Origin of the sequence: Flexivirga endophytica (genome assembly GCF_014640635.1) — a bacterium.
GTDB classification, from domain to species: domain Bacteria; phylum Actinomycetota; class Actinomycetes; order Actinomycetales; family Dermatophilaceae; genus Flexivirga; species Flexivirga endophytica.
This window is the reverse complement of sequence record NZ_BMHI01000001.1, coordinates 411,386-428,492: the sequence shown is the minus strand read 5'-3', so window position 1 is coordinate 428,492 and position 17,107 is coordinate 411,386. Positions and strand designations below refer to the sequence as shown.

The following is a 17,107-nucleotide window of genomic DNA, read 5'->3' as shown; positions in this document are numbered from 1 at the left end:
TCAGGCCATCGAGGCCCGGAAGCTACCCGGCGAGGTCCGCAGCAGCCGCCGGAAGTGCCGGTGGAAATGCGCCTGGTCGTAGAAACCGGTCGCCACCGCCACCGAGGCCGCCGGCTCACCGTCGAGCAGTCTGCGACGCGCCAGATCGAGCCGCCGTCCGGTGACGTACCGGTGCGGCGGTATGGCGAACTCCTTCGTGAAGGAGCGAACGAGGTAAGCCGCGCTGACCCCGAGCCGGGCGGCCAACTCCTCGACCGACGGCGCACCGACCGGGTCGGCGTCGAGCACATCCCGTGCCTGCGCCGCGATCCGCGCCCGCCGCGGCGGATCGTCCCGACCAGCCGCGGGCCGTCCGTCCAGATGCCATTTGAGCGCCTCTGTCACCAGCGCGAGGTGGGACTCTGCCGCCAGTGGGTCATTGGCGGACAAAGAGCCGTCCAGCTCCGAAACCGCCTGCCGCACAACAGGATCTGCCACCAGCGGCGCGTCCACGCAGCGGCCGATCAGCCGCTCCGGCAGCACCGCCTCCTCGAGGTAGACCACCCGCTTGCGAAATCCGCTCGACGTCAACGGATGCCCGTCGTGTGTCACGTGCGGCGGCAAGAGTGTCACGCCGACACCGGCATCCGCACGGTCACGGTGTCGGTCCACGTCATACCCGATGAGGCCGTCGTCGACGATCAGCAGCGTCCAGGCGTCGTGGGTGTGCGCCGGATAACTGTGGTCGGCCCATGACGCGTGCAGCACCTCACGGATCCCGGCGACACCAGGATCCCAGGCGCGCACCCGATCGCGCGGAGCTTGCGGCATACCCCCGAATCTACCGGCGCCACCTATCTGCCGAATGACGGCTTCTTCGCCGAATGACGGTCCGATCTCGCCGTCACTCGGCGAGGAAGCCGTCATTCGCGATGTGGGGTGTGACCCTTGACACATCAGGTCATCAAGTGATCTAGTCACTTTCGTGACCGCACAGACCTCGCTGACCAGCCGCCTCGCCGACGAGATCGTCGACCTGATCGTCGACGGAGGGCTGCGCCCCGGCGACGCCCTCGAGTCGTCCCGGGCGCTCGCCCAGCGATTCGAGGTGACGACGCCGACCGTGCGCGAAGCCCTGCGCCGCCTTGAGGCCACCGACGTCGTGCAGTTCCGGCACGGCTCGGGGACGTATGTCGGTGCGGGTTTCGAGCGACGGATGGTCGTCAACCAGCACGCCGGTCGCGACTCGATCGAAGAGCTCATCGCCACGCGCCTCCTGCTCGAGCCGTCCATCGCGGCAGAGGCGGCCCGCTGTCGCACGGACGTCGACCTCGAGGTGCTCGAGGGCGCTCTGACCAATGCACTCACCCCGCAGCGTGGTGACGAGCGTCCGGCACTGCACTTCCACGTCGCGGTGGCCGCCGCGACCGGCAACCGCTTGGTCGCCGAGACGCTGGAAGCGTTGCTGCACCTACGATCTCGCGAGCAGGTCCAGATCCGTCATCGGTATGACGACCGCGAGCGCGACCACGCCGAGCACGAGCAGATCCTGGAGGCCATTCGGGTCGGCGACGCCGACCGTGCGTCCGAGCTGACGAGTTCCCACCTGCAGTCGATCCGCGACGTCCTGGTCGACGGCTCCGCCGGAAAGGGCGCGAAATGACCGACACGTCATACCGATTGGGTGAACTGACCACCGACGACGCGGCCGCTTCCGTCGCGCGCGGTGATGTCGTGATCCTGCCTGCGGGCGCGTTCGAGCAGCACGGACCCGCGATGCCGATGGCCACCGACCTGATCCGCGCCGAGGACATGGCCGACCGGGTGGCCGCAGCGCTTCCGGGCCGGGTCGTGATCGGGCCGAGCCTGCCCGTCGGGGTGTCGCCGCACCACCTCGGCTTCGCCGGCACCGTCACGCTGCGTCCGGCCACCTTCCTCACGGTGGCTCGCGAGTATGTCGATTCTCTCGCGCAGCACGGGTGGCGCCGGATCCTGGTGATCACCGGGCACGCGGGCAACAACGCCACCCTCGGCGCGCTCGCGCAAGACCTGCTGCACGACCGTCCGGACATCGAATTCGTTTGGACCGCAATAGCTTCCCTCGCTGCACCCGTCACCGCGAAGATGGACCGAGCTGAGGTGACCGGGCACTGTGGCGAGTCGGAGACCGCCCAGATGCTGCATGTCGCACCGCATCTGGTGCACGCCGACCGGCTGGTCCCGGGCACCACCGCCCTCGACCAACTGGATCCTCTGTCGCGCCAAGCGCGACGCACCGCACCGTCGCTCGCGCGACGGTACGACCAGCTCAGCGCGAACGGCGTGCTGGGCGACCCCACGACCGCGACGGCCGACCAGGGCCGCGCGATCGTCGACGCCGTCACCACGGCACTCGTCGACTATGTCCAGGAGTGGCTCGCCGCCTGACCTCCACATCCCGTCATGACCGGTCGCCTCCCCTGGGCCGACCGGTGGGTCGAGCACGCCCTCGCGTACCTCGATCCGGCCGAAAGGAACTCTCCATGAACAAGACTCGACAGCGGACCGCTGTTCTGACCATCAGCGCGCTCGTCACGGGTGCCGTCGGCGCTCCGGCGGTTGCGAGGAGCATCTCCCCCGCCGAGGTCCGGCCTGTTGCAGACCGGCTGTCCGCGCACTCCTGCTCCAAGGCGACCGACCAGGAGTCCGACGCGAGCGCGAAATACACGATCAGCAGCGGCGGACGTGACCGCACCTACATTCTGCACCTACCGAAAGGCTATGAGCGCCATAGTAATTGGCCGTTGATCATCGCGTATCACGGCCGCGGCAGCACCGGCACCGAGATCGAGGGCTTCTCCGGCCTCTCCTCCCTTCCCGCCGTCGTCGCCTACCCGAACGGCGCGATCGGCACCGGTTCCGGATATCGGCAGGCGTGGGAGGGTGCGCCATACGCCCCGCCGGGAGTGGACGACGTGCAGTTCACCTCGCACCTGCTCGATCAGCTGCAGTCCGACTACTGCGTCGACCCGACCCGCAGCTACGCCACCGGCAAGTCCAACGGCGCGGGACTCGTCGGGCTGCTCGCCTGTCGGCTGCCGGACCGCTTCGCCGCGTTCGCCCCGGACTCCGGAGCCTTCTACCCGCAGGCCCGAGAAGGCTGCGCGGACGCGAAACCCACTGCAGTTCTTGACATCCACGGCACCGGCGACACGACCATCCCGTATGCCGGAGATCCCGACCGGAAGCTGCCGGCCATCCGCTCCTACGTCGCCGATTGGGCTGCCCGCGACAAGTGCGACCCGAATCCGTCCACTCGCACGATCGGCACCGACGTCACGGTCTTCGACTGGGAGCACTGTGCGGCGGGCACGGACGTCGAGCACGTCGCCGTCACCGGCGGGGGCCACGTCTGGCCGGGCACACACACCTACTCCGGTGGCGGGCACGTCACGCACACCATCGCGGCACAGGACGTGATGTGGCGCTTTTTCAGCAAGCACCGTCTGACCGCACCGAACGGAGCCACGTCATGACCGCCCCCACCAAGGCCGCGCCCGACGGGGCGCAGGAGGAGCGGCTACCGCGCATCATCCGCGCCATGGCCATCGTCGAGAAGGCCGGCAATGCCCTGCCGAATCCCTTCTGGCTCTTCTGGATCCTGGCCCTCATCCTCGGCGTCCTCAGCGCGATCCTCGCCGGCGCCGGCGTCAGCGTCGTGTCCCCGAGCGACGACAAGACGGTCTCGGTGCGCAACCTCTTCAGCGGCGACGGTCTGGCCATGGCGATGTCGACCGCGATCGAGAACTTCGCGACGTTCCCACCGATGGCGACGATCGTCGTGGTCATCATGGGTGTTGCGGTCGCCGAGCGGACCGGCTTCCTCGCCGCCGTCATGAAGGTCGGCGTCTCACGGGTGCCCGCGTCGGCGGTCGTCTTCGCAGTCGCCTTCCTGGGGACGGTCTCGCACGTCGCGTCCGCCGCGGCATACATCATCCTGGTTCCGTTGGGCGGCCTGGCTTTTCGCGCCGTCGGTCGCTCTCCGGTCCTCGGCATCGTGGTCGCGTACACCTCCATCGCGTCCGGGTATGACGCCAGCCCCATCCCCACCCCGAACGACACCATCTTCGCCGGCATCACCACCTCCGCCGCGCGGATCATCGACAAGGACGTGACGGTCTCGGCGGTGAGCAACTGGTTCTTCAACATCGCATCCTCCCTGCTGCTGGCGACGGTCATCACGCTGGTGACCCGCTGGGTGCTGGCCAAGCGACCCGACCTGGACCCGGACCCCGACGTCGACCTGGAGGACATCGGCGACCTGCACCTGTCCGACAGGGAGCGGTCGGCCGTGCGTGCCGCGTGCCTCACCCTGCTCGGTCTGCTCGTGTTGGTGGCGGCTGTCGTCATACCGTCCGGGTCGCCGCTGCGGGGTGAGCACGGCAGCATCGCCGAGTCGCCCTTCCTGGACGGCATCGCCTTCGTGATCGCGGTGCTCTTCGGGGCGACCGGCATGGTCTACGGGCTGCGCACCGGCGTGCTGAAGGGCGTCGGTGACACGCCGCGGCTGATGGCCGAGGGCATCAAGCAGATGGCGCCGGTGCTGGTGTTGTTCTTCGCGATCGCGCAGTTCCTGGCGTACTTCGACTGGACCCACCTGGGCGACGTGATGTCGGTGAAGTCCGCCGACCTGCTCGATCAGGCCAACGTGCCGGCGCCGATCATCTTCCTGATGGTGCTCGCGCTGCTGAGCGTCGTGAACGTGTTGGTCACCAGCGGATCGGCGATGTGGTCCATCGCGGCGCCGGTGCTGGTGCCGACGTTGATGCTGCTGTCGGTGCCGCCGGAGACCACGCAGGCGATCTTCCGGATCGCCGACTCCGGATCGACCGCGATCACGCCGATGAGCCCGTATTTCATCATGGCGCTGGGTTTCCTGCAGCGCTATCGCAAGAAGGCCGGGATCGGAACGCTCGCGTCATACACGCTGCCGCTGGCGATCGCGATGACCGTCACCTGGACGATCCTCTTCTTCGTCTGGTGGGCGCTCGGCATACCGCTCGGTCCAGGCGCGCCGGTCCGATGACCCTCCCGAATGACGGCTTCTTCGCCGAGTGACGGTCCGATCAAGCCGTCACTCGCCGAGAAAGCCGTCATTCGGCAAAAGGGGGCGGGTCCGTTCAGGTCAGGTCAGCTCAGACGTCGCGGCGCTCACGAATCGGCATGTCGCGGCCGAGCCGGCGTTCCTCGGGCACCTGCAGGTCGTCGCAGACCGCGGCCCAGATCTCACGGAACTTCACCCCGTCGGCGATGGCCTCGTCCGGAGTCCGATTGCCCAGGACCTGCAGGACGTGACTGTTGCCGAGGACGCCGGCGTATGCCGACCCGAACTCCTCGGTCATCAGTCGCCTGTACTCGGAATGCTTCACCGCACAAGGGTAAGTGCCGCCGCGGGGTGCCCGCGCCACTCGGTTCTCGAGCCGGACCCTGGCCGCGGAAGGCTACCGGCACGTAAGTTGGTCGATCATGGCTACTGATCGACTGCAGAACAAGAAGATCCTGATCACCGGCGGCGCGCGCGGCATCGGTGCCGCCCTCGCCCGGCGCCTCGCCGAACGCGGCGCGCAGGTCGCCGTCGCCGGCCTCGAACCCGAACTGCTCGAGGAGGTCGCGCACGAGACCGGCGGACCCTGGCGCGAGTTGGACGTCGCCGATCGCCAGCAGGTCGACTCCGTCGTCGAAGAGCTCGTGGGCGAGTTGGGCGGCCTCGACATCGTGATCGCCAACGCCGGCATTGCCAAGCAGCTCCCAATCGTCGGCGGTGACCCCGACGTCATGGAACGCACACTCGCCGTCAACACGCTCGGCACCTACTACACGCTGCGCGCCGCGGCGCCGCACATCGCGCACCCGGGTGGTTACGCACTGGCGACCTCGTCCCTCGCCGCCGCCGTGCAGGCGCCGCTGATGGGTGCCTACTCCGCGTCGAAGGCAGCAGTCGAGGCGATCGGCAACACGCTGCGCTGGGAGCTGCACGGCACCGGTGCACGGGTCGGTGTCGCCTACTACGCCGAGTTGGACACGGACATGACCAGCCGGGGCTTCAGCACCCGGGCGGGCTCGACGCTGCTGGGCGGCCGCAAGTCGGCCACTGTCATCACACCTCTGTCGGCCGCGATCAACGCACTGGAGCGTGGCATCAACCGCCGATCGCGGTTCATCTGGGCGCCGTGGTGGATCGCACCGTTACTTCCCGGCCGGATGATCGCGCAGCGCGTCGCGGAGCTGAAGCCAATGCCGGACCTGCAGCGCGCACTGCAGCTGGCTCGCGAGGAGCACACGGAATTCACCACGGCACAGCCGGATTCGCGGATCGAGGGCAAGGTATGACGACGGGATCGCCGGGCCTCGATATGCCCTCCTCCGCCCCGTCACCCCGCGAAGTTTCTCCGCCGCTTCGCTCCCCCGAATACTTCGCGGGGCCCCCGACGGCGCTCCCCCGGGCTACTCGACCAGCGACTGGGGTGGCGCGGGTCCGACCGGGAACGTGGCGGACCAACGGTCCGCTGGCCGCTGGGTTCGCCCAACTTGCGGGTCGTGTCACGCGCACAGCTCCGCCGGCGATCTTCACCGTGCTGGGACGGGGCCGGCGGACGTTCTGGGGTTGGCTCGCGTTCGCCGGGACGCTCATGCCGTTCGGGTCGCTGCCGCGCGGCGACAGCGAGTTGGTCATCCTGCGGGTCGCGCACCTGCGCGGCAGCGACTACGAAGCCGCGCACCATCGGTCGATCGCGTTTCGCGCGGGACTGACCGCGGACCAGATCGAGCAGCTGCTGAGCGCGACGCCCGAGGCGTCATACTTCAGCGAGCGCCAGCAGAGCCTGATCGCAGCAACCGACGAGTTGATCGCCGACGACGATCTCTCCGATCCCACTTGGCAGCGCTTGCACGGTCAGGTGGGGGACCGCGGCTGCGTCGAATTCCTCCTGTTGGCAGGCCATTACCGCATGTTGGCGACGGCGCTGCACACCATGCGGATAGAGCCTGACCAACCAAGGTGAGCGACAGGCTGACCAAGGCGGCCAACAGATCAGATGACCAGCCACGGTGACGGCACAGAACAATTCCTGCAGCCAACCGATCACGCGAGCCGAACGGGGAGCCGGCTGCGTCGTCGGCCCGGGCCTATGCAGCGAAGTGGAGCGCTAGCGGAACGAAGCGGAGTGAGACCGGGACGGCGGCGCAGCCGGCGACCATCAAGGCGATCACCCGACGAGCGTGGCGGGTCTCGATACGCTGCTCCGCTTCGCTCCTCCGGCACTCGACCAGCAGATGCTTCGCTACTCGACCAGCTTTCTTCGTCGGTCTCGACCATCAGCTGTCGGTGGGTGATGCAAAGCTTGGACCTCCATGACCGATGACGTGCTGCGCCGCTTCTCCCCTGCCACTCGCGCGTGGTTCGAGGGGTCGTTCAGCGCGCCGACGCCCGCACAGGCCGGCGCCTGGGACGCGATCAGCAACGGGGATCACACCCTGGTCGTGGCACCGACCGGGTCTGGGAAGACGCTGTCGGCGTTCCTGTGGGCTATCGACCGGATGGCCGCGACACCGGCACCCGAAGAGGCGTTGAAACGATGCCGGGTCCTCTATGTCTCGCCGATGAAGGCGCTGGCCGTCGACGTCGAGCGCAACCTACGATCGCCCCTGGTCGGCATCCAGCACGCGGCCGACCGGCTCCGGCTCGAGCAGCCCGACGTCACGGTGTCGGTGCGGTCCGGTGACACCCCGGCGACCGAGCGGCGCGCATTCGCCCGCCGGCCGACCGACATCCTGATCACCACACCGGAGTCGCTCTTCCTGCTGCTCACCTCGGCGGCCCGGGAGGCGCTCTCGGGGGTGGAGACGGTGATCGTCGATGAGGTGCACGCCGTCGCCGGCACCAAACGTGGCACGCACTTGGCGTTGTCGCTGGAGCGGCTGGACGCCATACTCCCCCAGCCCGCGCAGCGCATCGGCCTGTCCGCCACCGTGCGCCCGGTGGAGGAGGTCGCGCGCTATCTCGCGGGCGGCCGTCCCGTGACGACCGTGCAACCACCGTCCGAGAAGTCCTGGGACCTCGAGGTGGTCGTGCCGGTGCCGGACCTCACCGAGTTGGGCCGGGTGACCGACGACGTCACGGGTCCGTCCACCGATCCCGTGGAGCGTGCGTCCATCTGGCCGCACGTCGAGGAACGCATTGTCGATCTGATCGCCAAGCATCGATCGACGATCGTCTTCGCCAACTCGCGACGGTTGGCCGAGCGGCTCACCGCACGACTCAACGAGATCTGGGCCGATCGCAACGAACTACCCGACGACCTGCCGGAAGGGTCGGAGGACGATGCGGGGTCCCCGCGAAGTATCGGAGCGAGGAACGAGCGGAGAACTTCGTGGGGTGCGGGGGCACCGGCGCAAGTCATGGCCCAGGCCGGCCAATCCGCCGGCGCACCAGGCGTTCTGGCACGCGCCCACCACGGATCGGTCAGCAAGGAGCAGCGCGGCGAGATCGAGGACGCACTGAAGTCGGGTCGTCTCCCGGCGGTCGTCGCGACCAGCTCGCTGGAGCTCGGCATCGACATGGGACTCGTCGATCTGGTCATCCAGGTCGAGTCACCACCGAGCGTGGCGAGCGGCCTGCAACGGGTCGGCCGTGCCGGTCACCAGGTCGGCGCGGTGAGCCGCGGCGTGCTCTTCCCGAAGTTCCGCGGCGACCTCGTGCAGACCTGCGTCGTGGTCGACCGGATGAAGGCCGGGATGATCGAATCCCTTGCCGTGCCGAGCAATCCGGTCGATGTGCTGGCCCAGCAGATCGTCGCGATGTGTGCGATGGACGACTGGTCGGTCGATGATCTCGAGCAGCTCGTCCATCGCAGCGCGTCCTTCGCGAGCTTGCCGCGCAGCGTCCTGGAGTCGGTGCTCGACATGCTCGCCGGCCGTTATCCGTCGGACGACTTCGCCGAGCTGCGCCCGCGCATCGTGTGGGATCGCATCACCGGCACGCTCAGCGGGCGCCGCGGTGCCCAACGTCTCGCCGTCACCAGCGGTGGCACCATCCCCGACCGTGGTCTGTATGGCGTCTTCCTCGCCGCCGGCGAGGGCCCCGGCCGGCGGGTCGGCGAGCTGGACGAGGAGATGGTCTACGAGTCGCGTGTCGGTGACGTCTTCACGCTCGGCACCACCAGCTGGCGGATCGAGGACATCACCCACGACCAGGTGCGGGTCTCGCCTGCCCCAGGTCAGCCGGGCAAGCTGCCCTTCTGGAAGGGCGACTCACCCGGTCGTCCGCTCGAACTCGGCACTGCCGTCGGCGGATTCGTCCGCGAGCTGATCGCGCTCCCCGACGACGCGGCACGTGCTCGGGTCAGCGCCACGGGACTCGACGAGTGGGCCGCCGACAACCTCTTCGCCTACCTGCGCGAGCAGCAGGAGTCGACCGGGCAAGTGCCACACGACAAGGCGATCGTCGTCGAGCGGTTCCGTGACGAGCTCGGCGACTGGCGGGTCGTGATCCATTCGCCGTATGGCGCACCGGTCCACGCACCCTGGGCGCTGGCCATCGCGGCCCGGATGCGCGAACGCTTCGGTGTCGAGGTGCAGGCGATGCACGGCGACGACGGCATCGTGCTGCGTCTGCCGGACTCCGACCCGGACACCGATGCGACGGCAGCCGAGCGGCTCGTCGAGCTGATCGTGCAGGATCCCGACGAGGTTGCGGAGATCGTGACATCCGAGATCGGCGGATCCGCTTTATTCGCAGCGAGATTCCGTGAGTGCGCTGCACGGGCACTGCTGCTGCCGCGGCGCAACCCTGGCCGCCGCCAGGCTCTGTGGCAGCAACGGCAGCGGTCGGCTCAGCTGCTCGAGGTGGCCTCCCGCTTCCCGTCCTTCCCGATCGTGCTCGAAGCGGTGCGCGAGTGTGTCCAGGACGTCTTCGACGTGCCTGGTCTCGAGCAGCTGATGCGCGACATCACCGCACGAAGGATTCGCGTCGTGCAGGTCGACACCGAGAGCCCGTCGCCGTTCGCGACCAGCCTGCTCTTCGGCTACGTCGCGCAGTTCCTCTACGAAGGTGACTCGCCGCTTGCCGAGCGTAGGGCCGCGGCTCTAGCGCTCGACCCGTCGTTGCTGGCCGACCTGCTCGGCACCGGCGAGGGTGCGTCGCTGCGCGATCTGCTGGATGCAGAGGTCGTTTCGCAGGTCGAGCAACAGTTGCAACGCCTCGCACCGGAGCGGCACTCGCGGGACGCCGAGGACGTTGCCGACCTGGTGCGGGTGCTCGGTGTGCTCACCCCGGCGCAGATCGAGGAACGCACCCGCGTCGATTCCCGTGCGCAGGTGGCGGACTGGCTGGCCGAGCTCGTCGCCGCACGCCGGCTGATCGAGGTGCGGTGGTCGGACACGGTCGGCTACGCCGCGATCGAGGACGCGGCCCGGCTGCGCGATGCGCTCGGGCTGGCGCTCCCCGCCGGTGTCCCCGCGGTCTTCCTCGAGCCGACCGAGGACCCACTGGGCGAGCTGGTGGCACGCTATGCCCGCACACACGCGCCGTTCCCGGAGACCGAGGTCGCGGCCGCACTCGGCATCGGCCGTGCTGTCGCACACGACACGTTGCGTCGGTTGGTGTCCTCCGGACGGCTCGTCGACGGCGAGCTGCGGCCGCCCGAGCTGGGCGGCGGTGTCCACGGCATCGACTTCGCCGACCCCGAGGTGTTGCGCAGCATCAAGCGCAGGTCCCTGGCGTCGCTGCGAGCCGAGGTCGAGCCGGTGCCCGCCCGGGACCTCGCCTCGTTCCTCCCCGCCTGGCAGGGCGTCGGCGGCGGACTGCGCGGCACCGACGGATTGCTGCGTGCGATCGAGCAGTTGTGCGGTGCCCGCGTGCCCGCAAGCGCCCTGGAGACGCTGATCCTGCCCGAGCGCGTGGCGTCATACCACCCGGGCATGCTGGACGAGTTGATGGCGGGGGGTGAGGTGCTCTGGCAGGGCCACGCCGCACTGCCCGGGGACGACGGCTGGGTGTCGCTGCACCTGGCCGACACCGCCCCACTGACCTTGGCGCCACCCGACGAGACCGTCGACCTGGCGCCCGCGCACCGCGAGATGCTGACAGCTCTGGACAGCGGCGGTTCCTTCTTCTTCCGTGCCCTGGCCGACGTGGTCAACGCGACCGATGCCCGCAGCAGCGACAGTGACCTGCAGGCATATCTGTGGGATCTGGTCTGGTCCGGGCAGGTCAGCGGTGACACATTCGCGCCGGTGCGTGCATTGCTCGCCGGCGGCCGCACCGCGCACAAGTCACGCTCGCAGGGTCCGCGGCAGAGCCGACACGGCCGCATCGGCACCGGGCTACGTGGATCCCGCAGTGGACTGACACGCCCGACCTCCGCACAACGCACCGGACCGCCGACGGTCTCCGGGCGGTGGTCCCGACTACCACAGCTCGAATCAGACCAGACTGCAAGGGCGTTCGCGCTTGCCGAGGTGTTACTCGATCGTCACGGGATCGTCACGCGAGGCGCCGTCCAGGCGGAGTCGGTCACCGGTGGTTTCGCAACCGTCTATCGCGTGCTCGCGGCTGCTGAGGAGACGGGGCGCGTCCGTCGCGGTTACTTCATCGAAGGTCTGGGAGCGGCGCAGTTCGGCAGTGCCGGGGCTGTGGATCGGTTGCGGGCAGCCGGCCGCACGACCGCTCCCCCACGCAATCCCTGGGACATCGCGCCGGCCGAGCCGGAGACCGCGCGAGTGTTGGCCGCTGCCGACCCCGCCAACCCGTTCGGGGCCGCACTCCCCTGGCCGAATCGCGACGTGGAGGGGGCCGATCACCGGCCCAGCCGTCGGGCCGGGGCGATGGTCGTGCTGGTCGAGGGCGACCTGATCCTGTATGTCGAGCGTGGTGGCCGCAAGGTGCTGACCTTCACCGATGACGCGGGCCGGCTGGCCGCCGCCGCGGCGGCACTGGCTCGCACCGTCGTGCTGCCTCCGGACACCCGCGGCACCCCGCGCCTGCGCGGACTCACCGTCGAGGGCATCGACGGCAAGCCCGCGCTGGGCTCGGATCACCCGTTGGCAACCGCCTTGACCGACAACGGTTTTCACGTGTCCCCGAAAGGCCTGCGGATCCGACGCTAGCTGGAGACATCGCGCCGGCGGAGGATGACGCCGACCAGCAGCACGCCCACCACGGCATACAGGGCGAGCCGCAGGGCCAACGTCGCACCGGTGACGGTCGCCGTTTCGGGTGCGACGACATACCGCAGCAGCAGCCCTGGGAACCAGTGCGAGCCGAACGTCAGGTTGTCGCCGAGGACGTTCTCGATCGGCCCCGCCCACAGGATGCCCACACCGAGGCCGACTGCGACCGATCGGGTGAGGATGCCGATGAGGGTGCCGAGCAGTGCCCAACCGATCACGAAGACCATGACTCCGAGGAAGTCGTCGACCGCCATCCGCAACGAGGTGTCATCGAGCCAGGAGCCGGTGTCGATGCCCTGCCCGGGCGCCACGACGTATGCCGTCACCATGCCTGCCACGAACAACACCGCGACGATGACCGCGCCGATCGCGATGCGAGCGCCGAACGTGCCGACGGCGAGGGTGAGCCGCCGCGGCTGCTGCAACAGCGAGGCCCGCCACGTGCCGCGTGCGAACGAGCCGGCGCTCATGCCGACGAACACCGCGAGGATGAGCACCGACGTGAAGGCTGCAGCCGTCCGCACCGCGAGCGTGCCACCGCCGGATTCGCCGAGCGCCTGGATGCTGATACCAGCGGGCGCCCGCTGGGGAGCAGTGTTGATCATGACGACCGTCAACACGGCCGAATAGACGACGGTCGCAGACAACGCGATCAGCCAGATTCGCTTGCTGGACAAGCGGATCCACTCAGCCACGAAGGCGCGCGCGAGTGCCGGCGCCGGCTTCGCTCGGACCGGGCTGCTGAACTGGACGACTTCAGTGCGCGTGCTGGTGCTTGTGCTCATGATCGACTTCCTGTTCCGACCAGGTCGAGCACCCGGTCCTCGAGTGACTGTTTCTGATGGTGCAGCTCGACCAGGTGGATCCCACTCTCGGCTGCATTGCGATTGATCCGACCGGCCAGCTGCGCCGGGTCGATCTCTCCGACGTCGACGGCGAAACCTTCCGCCCGGCGCTCGACCGTCAGGCCCTGGGTGCTCAGCATCCGGTGCAGTGCCTCGTCGTCGGACTGTCCGGACCCCCGCAACAGGATCACTTCGGGGCGCGATGCGGGCAGCTCGGTCAACGACCCGGAGTAGCGCAGACCGCCCTGGTCCAGCACGATCACTCGGTCGCAGATGTGCTCCAGCTCGGCCAGCAGGTGCGAGGAGATCAACACCGTCCGACCGTCCGCCGCGATGCGCCGCACCATGGCACGGATGTCTCGCATGCCCGCCGGGTCGACACCGTTGGTCGGCTCGTCGAGGATGACCAGCTTCGGGTTACTCAGGAGGGCAGCCCCGATGCCGAGGCGTTGCTTCATGCCCAGCGAGTATGACGAGAACGAATCCCCTTCTCGCCCTTGCAGACCCACCAAATCCAGGACGGCCGGGATGCCGGACCGGTCGTGTCCGCCGAGGCGCGCGAAGTACTCCAGGTTGCCCCGTCCGGAGAGGTTGCCGAAGAAGGCAGGACCCTCGATCAGCGCACCGACGTCCGGCAGGTAGTCCGCCGGTCGGGACAGGTCGTGCCCGAGTATGGTTCCGCGTCCGGCAGACGGCCGCACCAGCCCGAGCAGCATCGACATGATGGTGGTCTTGCCGGCGCCGTTCGGGCCGATGAGCCCGGTGATCGAACCGGCGGTCAGATGTAGGTCGACATCGTCGACGACTGTGCGGCGGCCATAGCGTTTGGTCAGGCCCTCAACCGCAACAACTTCGAGTTCTCCATGTGTGCTCATGGCTTCAACGCTGTCGCGTTCCTGTCTCGCGCACATCGCACCGGCGTGGAGATCGCCGTACGTCAAATGTTGAGGCTCCTCACCGAGCGGACAGGAAACCGCTGACCGGACAGGAAAATCCAGCGTATCGACGCGGATTTACCTGTCCGCTCGGTTCTGATCCTGTCCGCTCGGTTCTGATCCTGTCCGCTCGGTGTGGAGGGACGGGCGAGCACGTCAGGGCACGTCGGACGCAGGTGGCGGTTCGGCGAGTCCGTGCTGATAGGCGATCACGACCAACTGCGCGCGGTCCCGTGCGTGCAGCTTGGTCATCGCTCGACTGACGTGGGTGCGGACGGTCGCTTGGCTGACGAACCAGCGACCCGCGATCTCGTCGTTGGACAGGCCCTGGCCGACCAGGCCGACGACCTCCCGCTCCCGTTCGGTGAGCAGCGTTGCGAGAGGGGACACCGGTCGCGGTCCCAGCGTCGCATCGGGCGGCGGCTCCGCGGTCGCGAATCGGGCGATCAACCGGCGGGTGACGGTCGGCGACAACAGCGCATCCCCGCCTGCCACCACTCGCACCGCACGAATCAACTCGTCCGGTTCGGTGTGCTTGACCAGGAAGCCGCTGGCGCCGAATCGCAAGGCCTGGAAGACGTATTCGTCAAGATCGAAGGTCGTCAGCATCACCACGTGAACCCCGGACAACGACGCGTCATCGGTGATCTGACGCGTCGCCTCCAGTCCGTCCATGTCGGGCATCCGGATGTCCATCAGCAGCACGTCCGGTCGGTGCTCCTGGGCGGCAGCGACTGCTTCGCGTCCAGTGGTCACCTCGGCAACCACGTCGATGTCCGGCTCGAGGCCGATCAGCGCCGCGAAGCCGCCCCGCACCAGGGCTTGGTCGTCGGCGATCACCACCCGGATCATGCTGTCTCCCACCGTGCTTCGACCTGGTAGCCGCCGTCCGGGAGCGGACCGTGCCGCAGCACCCCGCCGGTCGCGCGGACCCGCTCCGCCATACCGACCAGACCGTGGCCGCCACCGGCGGGCTGCACCGAGGCGCCCGGCGCCGGACCGTCATCGGTGAGCGACACCCTCAGCTCGGTCCCCTCGCTCTCCATCGTCAGTCGGACGTGTGCGCCGGGCGCGTAGCGCACCGCGTTGGTCATGCCCTCCTGCACCACGCGGTATGCCGCCGCCTGCACCTCGTCGGACACATCGTGCAGCGACGCGCGCTCGACCTCGACCAGCAGGCCGGCCTCCCGCGCGCGCTGCACGAGCTGGTCGATCTCGTCCACACCGTGCTGCGGACGCGTCGGCGCGACTCCTGGCTCCCGCAGGGAGCCGACGATCGCATTCAGATCGACAAGGGCATCCCGACCCGCCAGTCGGGCGGCGCGTGCCGCCTCGGCGGCTCGCTCGGGCTGGTCGCGGGCCAACCGCTCGGCGAGGGCGGCCTGGACGGTGATCGCCGTCAGCGCGTGGGCGACGCTGTCGTGCAAGTCACGCGCCAACTCCAGCTGTTGCTCGACAGCCGCTCGTTTCTGCTGCTGCTGCAACGCGTTTCGTCGCTCGATGGCTCGGTCGGCCAGCGTCCGCAACCACTCGGCGAGCAGCACGGCCGCGACTCCCCAGCTCAGCATGATCGTGACCCGCACCGCGGTGTCGTCCCCGCCACCGAAATAGGCACAGGCAGCTTCGGCAAGGATCGCGACCGGCATCAGCCGGTGCGCCAACGGTCGCGCTGCGTGGAACCCGAAGCAGAAGACACCCAACGGCAGCAGGAAGTAGGTCGGCCCGTTGGGATAGTTGATCAGCAGGTATGCACCGAGCGCGACGCACGGCACGACCAGGCTGACCAATGGGGACACCCGGCGGGCGACGACGGCCGCCAGGCCGACGAGCCCGAGCGTGATCGCCAGTGGGTCGATGCCGCGTTCGGCACCGTGCGTGTCAAGGTGGCCTGCGGAGCCGATGATGGCCAGCGCGCCGACGCCAACGAGCACGTCGAGCAGGTGCCGCTGCCACCAGGGCGCGGCCACGGGCGGGACGGTGTCGGTCATGCAGGTCAGCGTACGGAGCGCGGTGGCTGCGCTCGTCATACCAGTGTTGAGATGATCGGGAGATGAGCAGGTGCGGTAGTGCCCGAAGGTGATGCGGTCCGTCGCGCCGCGCGACGGTTGGACGACGCATTGCGCGGCGAGCCACTGGTGGGTTGCGAGCTGCGCTGGCCCACTCTCGCGGGTCGCTCCTTGCACGGTATGACGACACTCGAGGTCGTCAGCCGTGGGAAGCATCTGCTGCACCGATTCGACTCCGGTATGACGCTGCACTCCCACCTGCGGATGGACGGCAGGTGGCGAGTGCGTCCCACCCAGGAGATGACTGCGAAGACCGTTCACAGCACTGCGATCCGGGCGCTGCTCGCGAGCGCACAGTGGACCGCGATCGGCTACCGCCTCGGCATGCTCGATCTGGTCCGGACCCGGGACGAGCGCCGGCTCGTGGGGCATCTCGGCCCGGACCTGCTCGGCACCGACTGGGATCCGCGGGAAGCTACGGCGCGCCTGCGCGCTCAGCCGGATCGGCCGATCGGCGCTGCGCTGCTCGACCAGCGCAACCTGGCCGGCCTCGGCACGATCTGGACGACCGAGACGCTCTTCCACACGCGGGTCAGCCCATGGGCGACAGTGGATGCCGTGACCGCCATACAGCTGGACGATGTGGTGCGGACGGCGCACCGGCTGTTGACCGCAGCCGCAGCGAGTCCGGCATTCGAGCAACAGGTCTCGGCATACGGGCGAGAGGGCGAGCCGTGCCCCAGGTGTGGACGTCTGCTGCGCGCCGGACCCATCGGAGAGGCACCGGAGCAGCGACGACTCGGCTTCTGCGCCGGCTGTCAGGCCGGCGGATGAGTCAGGCTGCCGACGAGACGACCGGCGATCGGTCGGCCACCGGCAGCGGAACGGGGGCGGCCAGCCCCTCGGCGGCCGCCAACCGCTGGGAAACACTCAGCAGGGCCTCGGACATCGGCACACCCAGGGCATCGCAGACCGCGGCGAGCAACTCCGAGGAAGCTTCCTTCTCGCCCCGCTCGATCTCCGAGAGGTAACCCAGCGACAACTGTGCGTCCCGGGCCACCTCGCGCAGAGTGCGCCCCTGGTCGCGGCGAACACCGCGCAGCACGTCACCGAGCTCGCGACGAAGCAGGATCAT

General features: G+C 68.8%; 15 protein-coding genes. 8 read left to right on the top strand and 7 right to left on the bottom strand.

The window, feature by feature from the left end:
* Entirely contained in the window at positions 1-810 is an 810-nt protein-coding gene (locus IEX71_RS02000; protein WP_188835278.1) for a helix-turn-helix transcriptional regulator, read from the bottom strand.
* 154 nt (positions 811-964) lie between these two features.
* Here IEX71_RS02000 and IEX71_RS01995 point away from each other — a divergent pair, with 154 nt between their 5' ends.
* The 4 genes from IEX71_RS01995 (at position 965) to IEX71_RS01980 (ending at position 5,044) form a co-directional block, all read left to right on the top strand.
* Positions 965-1,642: a FadR/GntR family transcriptional regulator gene (locus tag IEX71_RS01995; RefSeq protein WP_188835277.1), complete on the top strand. Its 678-nt coding sequence runs from the start codon at positions 965-967 to the stop codon at positions 1,640-1,642.
* Complete coding sequence (locus IEX71_RS01990) at positions 1,639-2,406, top strand: creatininase family protein (protein ID WP_188835276.1); 768 nt, start codon at positions 1,639-1,641, stop codon at positions 2,404-2,406. Before IEX71_RS01995 ends, IEX71_RS01990 begins: the two co-directional genes overlap by 4 nt.
* 95 nt (positions 2,407-2,501) lie before the next feature.
* Positions 2,502-3,494 (top strand): CE1 family esterase, encoded by a 993-nt coding sequence (locus IEX71_RS01985; protein ID WP_188835275.1) that lies wholly within the window; start codon positions 2,502-2,504, stop codon positions 3,492-3,494.
* Positions 3,491-5,044 carry an AbgT family transporter gene (locus IEX71_RS01980; RefSeq protein WP_188835274.1) on the top strand — a complete coding sequence of 518 codons (1,554 nt, stop codon included), beginning with the start codon at positions 3,491-3,493 and terminating at the stop codon, positions 5,042-5,044. Before IEX71_RS01985 ends, IEX71_RS01980 begins: the two co-directional genes overlap by 4 nt.
* A 109-nt stretch (positions 5,045-5,153) precedes the next feature.
* On the opposite strand, the gene IEX71_RS01975 is transcribed toward IEX71_RS01980, so the two are convergent.
* Complete coding sequence (locus IEX71_RS01975) at positions 5,154-5,387, bottom strand: DUF3046 domain-containing protein (RefSeq protein ID WP_188835273.1); 234 nt, start codon at positions 5,385-5,387, stop codon at positions 5,154-5,156.
* A 97-nt stretch (positions 5,388-5,484) separates the two neighbouring features.
* Between IEX71_RS01975 and IEX71_RS01970 the strand changes: the two genes are divergently transcribed.
* The 3 genes from IEX71_RS01970 to IEX71_RS01960 all read left to right on the top strand — a co-directional run bounded on the left by IEX71_RS01970 (position 5,485) and on the right by IEX71_RS01960 (position 12,123).
* Positions 5,485-6,348 carry an SDR family NAD(P)-dependent oxidoreductase gene (locus IEX71_RS01970; protein ID WP_188835272.1) on the top strand — a complete coding sequence of 288 codons (864 nt, stop codon included), beginning with the start codon at positions 5,485-5,487 and terminating at the stop codon, positions 6,346-6,348.
* A 134-nt stretch (positions 6,349-6,482) separates the two neighbouring features.
* Positions 6,483-7,019 carry a carboxymuconolactone decarboxylase family protein gene (locus tag IEX71_RS01965; protein WP_229749381.1) on the top strand — a complete coding sequence of 179 codons (537 nt, stop codon included), beginning with the start codon at positions 6,483-6,485 and terminating at the stop codon, positions 7,017-7,019.
* Between the two features lie 349 nt (positions 7,020-7,368).
* A complete protein-coding gene (locus IEX71_RS01960) occupies positions 7,369-12,123 on the top strand; it encodes an ATP-dependent helicase (protein ID WP_188835271.1) in 4,755 nt (1,584 codons plus the stop codon).
* Here IEX71_RS01960 and IEX71_RS01955 read toward each other — a convergent pair.
* From IEX71_RS01955 to IEX71_RS01940, 4 genes are all read right to left on the bottom strand, one after another.
* A complete protein-coding gene (locus IEX71_RS01955; RefSeq protein WP_188835270.1) occupies positions 12,120-12,971 on the bottom strand; it encodes a hypothetical protein in 852 nt (283 codons plus the stop codon). The two genes, IEX71_RS01960 and IEX71_RS01955, sit on opposite strands and share 4 nt — an antisense overlap.
* Entirely contained in the window at positions 12,968-13,906 is a 939-nt protein-coding gene (locus IEX71_RS01950; protein WP_188835269.1) for an ABC transporter ATP-binding protein, read from the bottom strand. Before IEX71_RS01950 ends, IEX71_RS01955 begins: the two co-directional genes overlap by 4 nt.
* Before the next feature lie 216 nt (positions 13,907-14,122).
* Positions 14,123-14,818, bottom strand: a complete 696-nt coding sequence (locus IEX71_RS01945; RefSeq protein WP_188835268.1) for a response regulator — start codon at positions 14,816-14,818, stop codon at positions 14,123-14,125.
* Entirely contained in the window at positions 14,815-15,954 is a 1,140-nt protein-coding gene (locus IEX71_RS01940; RefSeq protein WP_188835267.1) for a sensor histidine kinase, read from the bottom strand. Before IEX71_RS01940 ends, IEX71_RS01945 begins: the two co-directional genes overlap by 4 nt.
* A gap of 78 nt (positions 15,955-16,032) precedes the next feature.
* Between IEX71_RS01940 and IEX71_RS01935 the strand changes: the two genes are divergently transcribed.
* The gene (locus tag IEX71_RS01935; protein ID WP_188835266.1) at positions 16,033-16,806 is read left to right on the top strand and encodes a DNA-formamidopyrimidine glycosylase family protein; all 774 of its coding nucleotides are present in this window, start codon (positions 16,033-16,035) and stop codon (positions 16,804-16,806) included.
* Position 16,807: 1 nt separating this feature from the next.
* Here the strand turns inward: IEX71_RS01935 and IEX71_RS01930 are convergent, their stop codons facing one another.
* Positions 16,808-17,107, bottom strand: a complete 300-nt coding sequence (locus tag IEX71_RS01930) for a helix-turn-helix domain-containing protein (protein ID WP_188835265.1) — start codon at positions 17,105-17,107, stop codon at positions 16,808-16,810.